8 protein-coding genes are annotated in these 13,608 nt (G+C 37.5%); 6 read left to right on the top strand and 2 right to left on the bottom strand.

Going from position 1 to position 13,608, the window contains the following annotated elements; genetic code table 11:
- Window positions 1–135: 135 nt before the first annotated feature.
- Together AFK68_RS30415 and AFK68_RS30420 are read right to left on the bottom strand one after the other, a co-directional pair.
- The gene (locus AFK68_RS30415; protein WP_094677680.1) at window positions 136–708 is read right to left on the bottom strand and encodes a globin family protein; all 573 of its coding nucleotides are present in this window, start codon (window positions 706–708) and stop codon (window positions 136–138) included.
- A gap of 363 nt (window positions 709–1,071) precedes the next feature.
- Window positions 1,072–1,893, bottom strand: coding sequence for a S9 family peptidase (locus tag AFK68_RS30420; protein ID WP_246844559.1), 822 nt, complete (start codon window positions 1,891–1,893; stop codon window positions 1,072–1,074).
- A gap of 1,378 nt (window positions 1,894–3,271) precedes the next feature.
- Between AFK68_RS30420 and AFK68_RS30430 the strand changes: the two genes are divergently transcribed.
- The 6 genes from AFK68_RS30430 (at window position 3,272) to AFK68_RS30460 (ending at window position 13,589) form a co-directional block, all read left to right on the top strand.
- On the top strand, window positions 3,272–3,937 hold the full coding sequence (locus tag AFK68_RS30430) for a class I SAM-dependent methyltransferase (RefSeq protein ID WP_094677682.1): 666 nt from the start codon (window positions 3,272–3,274) through the stop codon (window positions 3,935–3,937).
- 167 nt (window positions 3,938–4,104) lie between these two features.
- A partial coding sequence (locus AFK68_RS40245; protein WP_210407703.1) for a hypothetical protein occupies window positions 4,105–4,689 on the top strand: 585 nt, incomplete at its 3' end.
- Between the two features lie 159 nt (window positions 4,690–4,848).
- Window positions 4,849–5,370: a hypothetical protein gene (locus AFK68_RS47045; RefSeq protein WP_371357624.1), complete on the top strand. Its 522-nt coding sequence runs from the start codon at window positions 4,849–4,851 to the stop codon at window positions 5,368–5,370.
- Window positions 5,367–6,959 (top strand): hypothetical protein (locus tag AFK68_RS30440; protein ID WP_210407704.1); only part of this gene is annotated, 1,593 nt, incomplete at its 3' end. The genes AFK68_RS47045 and AFK68_RS30440, both read left to right, overlap by 4 nt.
- 2,554 nt (window positions 6,960–9,513) lie before the next feature.
- Complete coding sequence (locus AFK68_RS47050) at window positions 9,514–11,703, top strand: RNaseH domain-containing protein (RefSeq protein WP_143438448.1); 2,190 nt, start codon at window positions 9,514–9,516, stop codon at window positions 11,701–11,703.
- Window positions 11,704–12,248: 545 nt separating this feature from the next.
- Window positions 12,249–13,589 carry an FAD-binding oxidoreductase gene (locus tag AFK68_RS30460; RefSeq protein ID WP_371357625.1) on the top strand — a complete coding sequence of 447 codons (1,341 nt, stop codon included), beginning with the start codon at window positions 12,249–12,251 and terminating at the stop codon, window positions 13,587–13,589.
- Window positions 13,590–13,608 lie beyond the last annotated feature (19 nt).

Below are 13,608 nucleotides of genomic sequence, written 5' to 3' on the forward strand. Positions count from 1 at the left end.
ATGACGTAAATTTTCCACTACTAATACTAAAGAATTGAGCAATTTTTTCTGTTGATTAGACATTTCAGTATTAGCAAATAATGGTTTTGCTTCTGGATATGCCATAAATAGATTTTCAGAGAAACTAGCAGCAAATTATTCTCCGTAAGGTTTGATTTTCTCAAAACTATTTTCGATTACTTCTATAGGTAACTCAACTTTAGATTTGGTTATTTCAATCTCTGAATTAATGTTAATTTTAGGAGGTATTATCTGTGCTTCTTCCTGTGTTTCTATTTCTTCTTTTATGTCTGGCAGAAATTGATAATTTGCTCCTTTTAACATCAATTTAGCAATTCCACGATAAGCAGAAACCCAAGCTGCTTTAACTTCAGAATTCCAATTTTCTTGAAGATACTCCTTTAAAGTCTCTAGTAATGCTTTACCAACTGCTGGATAATGTTGCTGTAAAACTCCATAATTAACGTGTCGCGCTCCTAACGCTTCTATAACTCCTTTTAATACTTCTCCATGTCGCAGATTTTCCACTACTAAAATTAGAGCATCAAGCAACTTTTTCTGTTGCTTCTCCATATCAGTATTAACAAACAGTGGTTTTAATTCTGGATATTCTCTGAATAAATTTACATAAAAACTGGCTGCAAATTTCTCTGCATTCGGTTTTATTTGTGCAAAGGTTTGTTCTATAATTTCAATTTTTGACCCCATTTTTTATGCACCACATTAAATATTAAATATTAATTATTCTCGTAAAGAATAAATATCTCAAAATAATTTTAATTTTAGCAACTTAACAGGGATTTTCAGGTCAATGAACCACATAAAAAAAATGATAACTTTGTAGGGACGTTGTATGCAACGTCCCTACTATCCAAATGAAAACCGCTGTAGGTAAATACAGTGCTTTCTGTTGTTATGAAGTACACCAGTAGCGGGCAAGATATCTACAAGATTTTCATCATTTGCCCGAAATATGCTGTATATTTTGTCTTGAATAATTTGATGTAGGAATATTCCATAGAACATTCCTACAAGAATACGAAATTAATCCCTAATTATCCAAACATCGCATCATTTAACTATACCAGAATGACCTTCTATATTTCCTACTGGTTCAAATTTCCCACCCAGGTATTCTGCTAAAAATTCCTCAGCGATCGCGTAAAAATGTAGACGGTTTTCTGGACGAGCAAAACCATGTCCTTCATCTGTATATAAAGCATATTTTACAGGTTTACCAGCATCTTCCATTGCCTTAACAATTTGTTCGCTTTCTGACTCCTTCACCCGTGGGTCATTCGCACCTTGACCTATTAATAAAGGTTTCTGAATTTTATCCACAAAAAACAGAGGCGATCGCGACTTCAAAAATTCTGGTTCTGTTTCAATATCTCCCATGCGATGACTAAAGATTTTCTTCAGAGGTTCCCAATAAGGAGGAATAGTTTCCATTAGAGTAATCAAATTACTCGGCCCGACAATATCCACACCAGCAGCAAACACTTCCGGGGTAAAAGTCAATCCTGCTAATGTTGCATAACCACCATAAGAACCACCCATGATAGCAATTTTATCCTTGTCGGCAATACTATTTTCGACTAACCAGTTAACTCCATCAATTAGATCATCGTGCATTTTCGCTCCCCATTCCCGGTTGCCAGCATTGAGAAAATCTTTACCGTAACCAGTCGAACCCCGGAAATTAATCTGCAATACCACATAACCTCGGTTAGCTAACCATTGAGCTTGCGGTCTATAACCCCAAGTATCCCGCGCCCAAGGTCCGCCATGCACTAAAAGCACTGCGGAAGTTGGAGTAGCAACTCCCACAGGTTTAGTTAAGTATCCATGAATAGTTAGACCATCCCTAGCAGTATAGGAAACCGGTTCCATAGAAGCTAACTGTAAACCTTCCAGTTGTGGTTGGTTCGTAAACAAAAACGTTGTAGTTTTGGCAGTGCGGTCGTAGGCATAATAATAAACTGGTCCGTCATCAGTGAAATAAGCGACTAACCAGTTTAGATCGTTGAGAGTGCGGTCTACGATGCGAAACTCTCCTTTGTGAGCTGCTTTCAGAAATTCAAAATCTGCAACAATACTATCGTCTAAAATTTGCCATTCTAATTTGTCTTTGTAGAAACCTACTGCTTCAATGTTACGAGTAGTAGGATGAATGATAGCGCTACTAAAATCATATTGGGAGTCTTCAGCAACTACCTTTTCTTGACGAGCAGCGAGGTCGATAGCAAGTAGACGTNCGAAACTCTCCTTTGTGAGCTGCTTTCAGAAATTCAAAATCTGCAACAATACTATCGTCTAAAATTTGCCATTCTAATTTGTCTTTGTAGAAACCTACTGCTTCAATGTTACGAGTAGTAGGATGAATGATAGCGCTACTAAAATCATATTGGGAGTCTTCAGCAACTACCTTTTCTTGACGAGCAGCGAGGTCGATAGCAAGTAGACGTTGAGCATTAGCATCGTGATTACCTGATATATAGAGAATTTTGCCATCATCAGAAAACATAACTGGACTACCTTCTTCATCTGGCCCCCAGTGGCGCATAGTTTCCCATGATTTTTCTGTAGTTTCCCTATAAACTATCTCGGAACCTCCATCCTGAGTTCTAGCGATCGCTGCCCGGACTTGAAATTGAGCATCAGCAGTCCAACCAACGATATTGCCTGGGTTGTGAGTGTCAAATTCTACTGCACCATTATTGAGGTTGATGCGGTAAACATCGAAGCTTTGGGGGTTTTTCAGGTTCAATCCCACCAATATTTGGTCGGGAAAATTATGATCTATATCTACTATGTCTGCTTTAACTCCTTGGAATGGAGTCAAGTCGCGCACTATATTTGATTGAATATTTACTTGATAGAGATGAAAATTTTCATCACCATCAGCATCTTGGAGGTATATCAGTTGGTCTTCGTTGTAAGTCCAAAGATAGATCCGAATACCTCGTTTTTTGTCGGCAGTAACTTGGCGATCGTCTTCTTTACCTACAGTTCGTACCCATACTTGCAAAACGTTTTTTTCATCTGGAGCAATGTAGGCAAGATATTTACCATCGGGGGACAGTTTTGGGTTAGTCCGTTCGGGGTTGCCAAATAAAATGTCACGGGAAATGAGAGGTGGAAGTTGAGTCATTTCAGTTATTAGTTATAAGTTATAAATGGTATTAAATATATTTTACCTTGATACTTCACTTTACATTTTGTAATATTTACCTACAATATATGTAGTGTAAACCTACCTTGACTTTTTATGTTATTACAAGCTAATCAACGGACAAAGTTAGATGATTCTGACGATCGCTTATTTTATTCTTTTCCCAGGTTTGTCACCCATGTGGATGAAGGGTTTATTGATCAGTTGACCAATTTATATCGCGATCGCCTCCAACCTAATACTCGAATTTTAGATATGATGAGTAGTTGGATTTCTCATTTACCGGAAGAAGTGGAATTTGCCCATGTTGAAGGACATGGTATGAATGAGGAGGAGTTGGTAAAAAATCGTCAACTAAATCATTACTTTGTTCAAAATTTGAATCAGGATTTAAAAATACCTTTCCCGGACAAAGATTTTGATGCTGTACTCAACTGTGTTTCGATTCAATATTTGCAATATCCTGATGCTATATTTTATGAAATTCATCGTATTCTTAAACCTGGTGGGATAGCAATTATGAGCTTTTCTAATCGGATGTTTGCTCAGAAGGCAATTAGTGCTTGGCGAGATAATTCGGAAGAGGGAAGAGTAGAGTTAGTAAAGAGTTATTTTAACTCTGTAAAAAATGCTAATGGTGTTCCTGGTTTTAGTCAAGTAGAAGTAATTTCTCAAAAGTCAAATGTACCTAGTTTTTTACAGATGTTAGGTTTAGGAGGAGGCGATCCTTTTTATGTTGTAATTGCTTATCGTCAGATTTAATATTAAACCAGAAAGATAAGAGTCTATGTTGTAGGGGCGAATGGCCATTTGCCTCTACACATTCTATAATTATTGAGGGAAAGTTTGTCAGTCAAAATTATCAAGGTATAATAATTTTTGACAAACCTAATAAAATGTGATAATGCCCAAAGTAATTTAGTGTAGATATGCAATTTAATGAAGATGAAATTTTATTGATTAAGCTGTGTAAGGGACTTGTAGAAATTTGCGATCGCATTAATCGTGGGGAACCTGCCTATCAGGTTGATGCTCCACAGCCATTTCCACAGCCATTATATGAAGCTTTTCAAGCATTAACTTTAAAATGGATAGAGCGAGATGGTGAAATAAAACATCCATCTATACTATCTATGGTAGAGGCAGCTAGAAATTCAGTAGAAGCAGTAGAAGCTGACTTTTCAGAATCTTTTGACGATCCAGACGAACCTTTGATTGAAGATCAAAATCGGCCATCGGATGAGTGTGAGGCGTGGGCAAGCGAATTTGCTTTAAACTTAGAACGGGAACAGAATCAGAGCTATATCCCACGTCTGATGGTAGAAATACAACGACTTAATTTACCATACAGTACATATACATTGTTTCGTCGCTTCATTGCTGAAAATCCATTCCCTTCGGAGTTTACTATTGCTAACTTTATAGACAAAAACCCTGATGTTGAATCAGTGAAAGGTTTGTTAATGGAAGCTTATCGGGAAGCACCACCTCAATCTCAATCAGTACCACTATGCNTCCCACGTCTGATGGTAGAAATACAACGACTTAATTTACCATACAGTACATATACATTGTTTCGTCGCTTCATTGCTGAAAATCCATTCCCTTCGGAGTTTACTATTGCTAACTTTATAGACAAAAACCCTGATGTTGAATCAGTGAAAGGTTTGTTAATGGAAGCTTATCGGGAAGCACCACCTCAATCTCAATCAGTACCACTATGCAAAGTATGTGGAGGATATTTAGATTGTGCAGCACGAGAAATAGAGGGGTGTTGTGAACCTTTAGAGAGGCGTGTCGATAGGACTCCAATTGTAGATACTGTTATCTGTGTTATTAGACCTTCTTTCATTGAGTTGCGGTTGGTTGAAACTCTAGAAAAGATTGGAAAAAAGCATGGTTTACAGGTCGAGTTATGGCCTCAAATGGATAAAGCTGATTTAACAGTAACGTTACCAAAAGGAGATGTGTGGGCGATCGATGCTAAAGATTGGGGAAGTGCTACTAAGTTAGCAAAAGAGTTAAATGAAGATACAATACCCGATATTGGGCAATCTCAGTCATTCTTTGTAGTGCCAGATTATCGTTGGAACGATCTGAAATATCAAGCCGCCTTTAAAAGCCGTTATCAAGGGAATATCCCTGTTTTATCAGAATCAGAATTTATTAAGCGTATTAAGAAGGAGATTAAATGAGGGATAGAACACGTTGGATAGAAAAGCTAAGAAAAGCAATGGAAAAAATGCCACGGATAGCCATGAGTTTTTCTGATTTTGCTCGCACAGAATTAATCCTTTATGCTTTGCAGACTTATTTCCCTAATCAACCGATTCAGAAAGCACATCTTCTGATGCAGGGTTATCGGGAACCTGGTATAACAGAAACTCAATGGGAGATTATCAAGCACCTCCGACATTTAGTACCAGAATTTTGCAGTTCAATTAGTTGGGAAATAGCACTTCGTAGTTACAATGATATTGCCATAAGTGCTACTTCTGGATGGGTTGGTTTTAACATTGATTATACTGCCAATGCAATTACGCAAACTAGGAATATGGTAGTAACTAGATATGATTTGTACAATGCGACATTGACAAAACCACTGAAATTTCAAACAAAAAAATACAAACCAGCTCCAGCAGGAGACTATGAATTTAACATTAATCCACAAGAGATCGGAGTAGTCCGAATTTCCGAAAAGATTGCTAACATTGGAATACATCACGCTACCCAAGTTCCTAATATTATACTTTCTAGCGATCGCGAACCGATTAGAATTCCTTTGGGCGATCTGATTCAAAAGGGAACTCAACTTGAACCAATTTTAAAATATGATGCAGGACAAATCTTGAGTCAATCAAATTATTGGGATATTCAGCAAGATCGAACAGCTACAGAAATTGTTATCGATCGCCAAGGACATATTTTAGGTCCGACTGGTAGCGGAAAATCAACTCTAATTGATTGTATGGTGACATATTTAATTCAGGATGGTAAGCGAGTTGCAATTTCAACGAACAGTGTTGGTGAAGTTCAGGAGTGGCTAGAGTTTGCTGAAAAAGTTGGTATTAGAGCAGTGCCAATTATTGGAGAGTCAGAGCGACATAAGCATCTGAGCAGACTCAATCAAGCTGTAATGTTTAGCCATAAGCAGCAACCTTTCACTCATCCCGGTTTTCGATGGCTTGCCCAATGTTGCCCACTTTACGAACTTTCAGATATTAAAATTCCACAACCCTCAGCAGAGCAAAGAAATAGACCACCTTGTTTTAAAAAACTACGAGATGTCAATGACCCCGATCCTTTTAATGGCTATGATTGCCCGATCGCTCCCATTTGTCCGAGACATATTAAAGCTTCTGAGTTAGAAGATGCTCAACTAATTGTGGGAACATTGCAAGGGTTTATTCAGAAAAATCTGTCTTCTCACGCTTTACAGGAAAATATCACCATACTTGAATATTTAGCTCTGACAACTGACTTGTTTATCATTGATGAAGTCGATCTTGCTCAACCTAAACTTGATGAGATATTTTACCCAACTTTAACCCTTGCTTCTTTTGATGATTCAACTGAGGATACTTGGACGCGAAAGGAGTCTTATCAAAATGTACATGGTAACAAGGGAGAAGTGGTTGTACTGGATAAATTCAACGATCCTTTCTTGGAACAGTCAGAAGACCAGCGACACTTGGTTAATCGAGTCATTGGCATTCTCATGTATTTGATGAGAAATATAAAGATCGCTAAAGGTATCAAGGGTAAATCTTCTGGTCAGGATATTNGAGGATACTTGGACGCGAAAGGAGTCTTATCAAAATGTACATGGTAACAAGGGAGAAGTGGTTGTACTGGATAAATTCAACGATCCTTTCTTGGAACAGTCAGAAGACCAGCGACACTTGGTTAATCGAGTCATTGGCATTCTCATGTATTTGATGAGAAATATAAAGATCGCTAAAGGTATCAAGGGTAAATCTTCTGGTCAGGATATTGAAAAGCTTTTAAAACAATACACTCACAAGGGAAGATTGTTTACTGACTGGACATTTTTTGACAAATTAGCCGAACAACTTTCAGGATTAGCTCATGCTAGAGCAGGCGTTGCTGATTTTTATAATTTGTATTTGTTGGCAACTGCTAAACTATTGAATGACAGATACTTGAGATTATTCAGTTTTTATTTTTATACTTTGGTTGAGCAACTCCAAAAAGTCAGACAACAAACTTTGGATGAACGCGAGGATCTCTACGAAAAATATCGTGAAATTTTTAAACGCATCCAAAACAATCCGAATTCACCTGATACTGTTGGTCTTAAGGATGCAGACAAACTAATAGTGTTTCGTTTAGCACTTGTCTCCGGTGCGTTACTAGCAGGAGATTTTTTACCAACTGTACCTCATCCAGAGTGCAAAAAGTTTATTGAACAAACAAAATGGGAGATCGAATTTGAAAAATTAGAATCTGATGCTGAACGCTTTATAGAAAATCTTGCCACACTTTTACAATTAGGGATTTATTCAGCCAAGTTACTCAGTACATTAGGGAAGCATATTTCTGCTAGACGGCAAGCTAGTGTTGACTTAGAAACAACTTTTCCATTAACTCCTCCAATTGATTTTAATGCCTTACTTCCTAATTCTCCGGTTGGATCGGTAACTAGCGCTCAATATGTTAAAGGACAACTGAAAATATATCGCGGAATTGCTGTAGGTAGGGCACTCTTGAGTCAATGGCATTCTATATTTAGTGTTGACGGTCTGACACCTGCCAATCTGTTAATTACTTCAGCAACGAGTTATTCAGGAGAATGTAAACAGTCTTATCCTTTTCATGTGCAACTAGAGCCTACATTATTAATTGAGCCACCGCCTGATAAAGCTAAAGCAGTAGCTAATGATAGTGAATTTTTCTATTGTCATTTTGTCGATGATACTGGCTCTCCTGTTTGGATATCTGGTAGTCAGGGAGATGACCGCTTAGAAAATATTAGTCGCATGATTACAGGGCTTTGTCGAGCCAGCAAACAAAGTAGAGCACTTATCGATCAATTTCAGGATTACTTGGTAGAAAATGTAGGAGGCGATCGCAAAAATTTACTTATTGTTACCAATAGTTATGCAGAGACAGAAGCGTTTTATAACTCCTTGAAATCTCCTTATAAAGAAAAAGCTTCCTATGTTGTTCGAGATGGTTATTGGAAATCAGATGAACAGGTAGCCAGGTCTAAACTTACAGAATTTCCAGGGCGTGAAAAGGAATTTTTGATCGCTCCAATGGGGGCAATATCTCGTGCTGTGAACCTAATGCACCCAGATACAAGAGAGCCTTTTTTTGGTGGGATGGCGATCGCTGTTAGGCAGCATCCTACTCCAGATGACAATCAATCTATAATTAGTGGAGTGAGTAAAGAAACAGTATATATTCTCGGTAGGCAGTCTGTTGAAACGATTCAGAGACGATCTCGACACGCACGAGACATACTTCTCGTAGTACCTCAAATCTTTTCTCGACTTCCTGATGAAATAGCTGAAATAGCCTTGAAAAATCCTCTAGTTTGGACATTAACTATCAACCTCACTCAATTGATTGGACGCACAACTAGGGGAGGTCGTAAAACAGTCATTTGGTTTATGGATGCTGCCTTCATGCCTGAAACTGCTAAGGGAAACCCATCGGGAGATTCACCGCAAAACTCAATCTTATTAGCTGCCCGTCAACTTTTAGAAGCTACCATTAATCAAGGTGGTACTTCTGGGCGATTAATTCAGACTTTATATGGTCCTGTTTATTACCCATTAACTAGATTAAAGCACTTTATTAACGGAACAAATTTATGACAAGACTGAATTATTTTCAACCCATCTACTTTAACTACCAGGAAAAGTTGATTAAGAACATCACTGGATATGTGATGTCATTTCCTAATCTGGATAAATTTAAGCTTCATTATGGCGATCCTGAAGAAAATGCTCCAACTACGCCTTTGCTTGAGACAATTCGGCTTCTACTACCACAAATTCGTTTAATTGACAAGTTGATGGTAGATGGTCAACCTAACCCAGCAGCTTTTTTTGCCTATAAAATTGTTCCACCAGAAGTTCTAGCTCTAATCTTTAGAAGATGGGTAAGAGTGTGCTATCCAGAGTCGGAACACAAAGCATTATTACCTCTGTGCGAGGATAGTCAGTTTGAATGGAGTGAGGCGACACCAGAACATCTTAAATATTGGGCACCATCTTGGGCGATCGCTCTACAACTTCATAAACACGAATATCAATTCAGAGACAATTCCTTTAAGTTTTTGTTTGGCCCCGGTTATAGAGNGGGTAAGAGTGTGCTATCCAGAGTCGGAACACAAAGCATTATTACCTCTGTGCGAGGATAGTCAGTTTGAATGGAGTGAGGCGACACCAGAACATCTTAAATATTGGGCACCATCTTGGGCGATCGCTCTACAACTTCATAAACACGAATATCAATTCAGAGACAATTCCTTTAAGTTTTTGTTTGGCCCCGGTTATAGAGCGAATACAGTTGAGCTTGTCTCTTGGCCTCCTTTTTCTTCTCCACGAGGTTATCGAGCATCTATTGCTGTGATTATCTCTACCCAGAGTGATATCGATCCTAAGAAAATCAATCTTCATTTTCAGATGAAACGTTGGGTTGTTAAGGGAGGGGAAAAATCAGAGGTTAGGCTACAGAAAAATACTACACGATGCTATGTGCGACGATTAAGTTCTTGGTTAAGCGACTACGATTTATTAGAACCTAACGCATTTACTACTTTAGCAGCAAATTACCATTTTGAGAATGGTGAATATACTCCTCAATGGAAAAATCAACCAGTTATAAAGATTTTAGAGCGTTTATCTGTGGATATTCCAGATATCAAAAGTCTTTTAGCTAATCCTACAGATTTTATTGAGACAAACCAGATGGATATTTTAATTCCTGCTAGAAGCTATCAAAAAGCAGGATGGGGAACGGGAGTACCATTTAGTGATGAGCGAAATTTACTAGAACAGATTCTAGATTTTTTACCGTCTGAAGCTACACTGACTGCTCCCTGGGTAAAAATTCTTATTGTTAAGGAACTTAAAAAATCAATTAGCCAGCGATTTCAGAAAACACCGAAAATTTCTAAACCCTCTAGCGGTAAGCTTCCTGAGATTAACGAAGAATTACAACAATTTTTAGTAGAACAAGCGAATAATATTAATAAAATTCTGGTCTGTTGCCGCACCCCAGAAGTCGGAGAAGCTATCGAACGAATTGCTAAACATTATTTTGGAGATAGTTTAACCTTAGAGTTTCAGTCATCACAGAGTTTAGCCGATCCAATCTCTGAAGAAAAATCTAAAAAACGAAATGAATTATTTCCTAAAACTAAACATATCAAGGAATTTGGTAAACACAATCAACCCGAATTTCCAGCCCCAATAATTGTAGAAATTCTACCTCCAGATCATCAGAGTTACTCCAAAGGTCAAGATCCATATCCTCATATAAAATCCATTTTACCACAATACAATCTTATTCCTCAATGTATTCTTTCTTCTGAAAATGTAAAAAGGAGTGATGAATTTGAAGAAGTTGAATCAGAGGATAAACTAGAGGAAAATATTGATAATCGCGCTCTTTCTGCTATTATTGATGCAATTTTGCCCTTTAACCAAGATTACCCTTTATCAATTTTTGAAGGTGAACTGTGCAAGGATAATACGGTTTATGCAGGTTTTTATGTAATTCGACGGAATAAGAAAACTGCTAATCAGAGCTTTAGTGAACCAGTTCTTGTATCAATCTACGAAAATCAAGTTCGTGTATTACTTCCAGCAAGAGATTTACAATTTCGTTCAATGCCTGATGCAATTTGTGAATTAGCAAGAAATAGAACGTCAAGATCTGATTCCAATAATCAAGTTATCAATAATGTGCTATCCAGATTAAGCGATCGCTATTCCAGTGCTGAGGATATATATTTATTTGCTCATGCTCAAAATGCTCGAAGTTATTGGACTTGGTTACAAGACAGCAAATTTGATCGAGAAAAGCCACCGTCTCGGAAAATTCATATTATCCGTATTCGCGACGAGACCAACTATGAAGCACCAGAGGGGTATAGGTTAACAACAAAAGAGGAGACATTTGAGGAAGAGAGTGCTTCTTTTGGACAGGGAATATTTATTCCACAAGACTGCAACATAGAGAAAGTGGAATTTACGCAAACTGTATTTAGTGTTGCTCAAAAGCCTGATACCAACAAACTTCCTAAGCAGATGAGTCGCTTTCAGAATAATCCATCACGGAATAAACCTTGGAAAGATCAACAAACTCGCGCTCATAATATTCTAGCTACTCCATCACCTGAAAATTTGAAACTGCATCATGCTATTACACATCATCTCCGAACCTGCCATTGGTGGACTGACGCTCAATCTAAATATCCTTTACCACTATCATTAGCTGAAAAGCTCAAAGAATGGTGTTTTAATGATGGTGAATCAGAAAATACAGACTAATTTTTGATATGAAAAAAAGGGAAGTAGTTCTCTACTTTCTAAACTTTAGTATACTTTTGAATTTGGGAGTCTAATTTTTAGACTCAGATTAATATCAAATCCCCTTCCTTTGCAGAATAAGGTTGTACTATCAGTATTGGCAAAAACTCACTCGTATGGTAGGGGTTTGGTCACCAAACCCCTACAAGGCATAAATTATACCGATACTACTGGATTTGATCTAACTTGCTAATTTTAATTTCAATAAAGTCAATCAATGTGGTATAAAAAGAAATGGGAATTATTTTAAATTCCTAACTGTCAAAAAATTTACGAATACTATTAATTTAATCATAGTGATTTCACAAGAAAATACATTTAACATACAAGAATTAGAAACTATTGTTGGCAAAGACAATATCAGTTTATGGGAAAATATCGACCCAACAAAACAACAACAAATCTCACAGGCGATCGCTCCCGACAACACTATTAACNGTATAAAAAGAAATGGGAATTATTTTAAATTCCTAACTGTCAAAAAATTTACGAATACTATTAATTTAATCATAGTGATTTCACAAGAAAATACATTTAACATACAAGAATTAGAAACTATTGTTGGCAAAGACAATATCAGTTTATGGGAAAATATCGACCCAACAAAACAACAACAAATCTCACAGGCGATCGCTCCCGACAACACTATTAACTGCATCATTTATCCAGAAACTCAAGCACAACTATCTGATGTGGTTGCTTGCTGCGCTAAAAATAATTGGGTAATATTACCTTGCGGTAGTGGTAGTAAAGTCAATTGGGGAGGGTTAGTCAAAGTCGATCCAACTAGTCACCACCAGGGAATAATAGTAGTCAGTAGCGATCGCCTCAACCGTCTCATCGAACACGCTGTCGGTGACTTAACTGTTACCGTGGAAGGGGGGATGAAATATGCAGAATTACAAGCAACCCTAGCAAAAGCAGGTCAATTTCTAGCGTTCGATCCTGCTTATCCAGAAACTGCAACTATTGGCGGTATTATTGCTACTGCTGACACTGGTTCTTTACGTCAACGCTACCGAGGCGTGCGAGATATGTTACTGGGTATTAGTTTCGTCCGTTCAGATGGAAAAATTGCTAAAGCAGGAGGACGAGTAGTCAAAAATGTTGCAGGTTACGATCTAATGAAATTATTTACAGGTGCTTACGGCACATTGGGTATTATTAGTCAAGTTACTTTTAGGGTTTATCCCATACAAGAAGCATCGGGAACTGTTGTTTTAGTAGGAGAAAAAAATAACATTGCCCAAGCAACTCAAACTTTATTATCTTCTGCATTAACACCTGTTGCCGTTGACTTACTTTCAAGTAATTTAGTTGAACAATTAGACTTAGGAAAAGGCGTAGGATTAATAGTAAGATTTCAAACCATAATAGACAGTGTTGAAGAACAATCTAATCGAGTATTAGAAGTAGGAGATAAATTAGGTTTAAATTCCACCAGATATCAGGATTATGAAGCAGAATTATGGGAAAAATTAAAACAGAAAATTTTGCATTCTCAGGAAAATACAGAAGTAATTTGTAAGATAGGAGTAATGCCTAATAAAGCTGTAGAAACTTTAAATAAACCAGGTCTAGAAACAGGTTTAGGATTAATTCATGCAGGTGTTGGTTTAGGAGAATTACACTTTAATTCAGTTACTCCTGAAACTATTATAGAATTACGGCGGTGGTGTGAATCTGTAGGTGGGTTTCTAACAGTTTTAGCAGCACCATTAGAGGTGAAAGAAAAACTTGATGTTTGGGGTTATAACCAAAATGCTCTTGATTTAATGCGTGGAATTAAACAGAAATTTGACCCTAAAAATATTCTGAAGCCACATTCTTTTGTGGGTGGAATTTAGGGGAGTAGGGGAGTAGGGG

The sequence above is a fragment of the Hydrocoleum sp. CS-953 genome (assembly GCF_002260545.1).
Classification (GTDB): Bacteria; Cyanobacteriota; Cyanobacteriia; order Cyanobacteriales; family Microcoleaceae; genus Trichodesmium.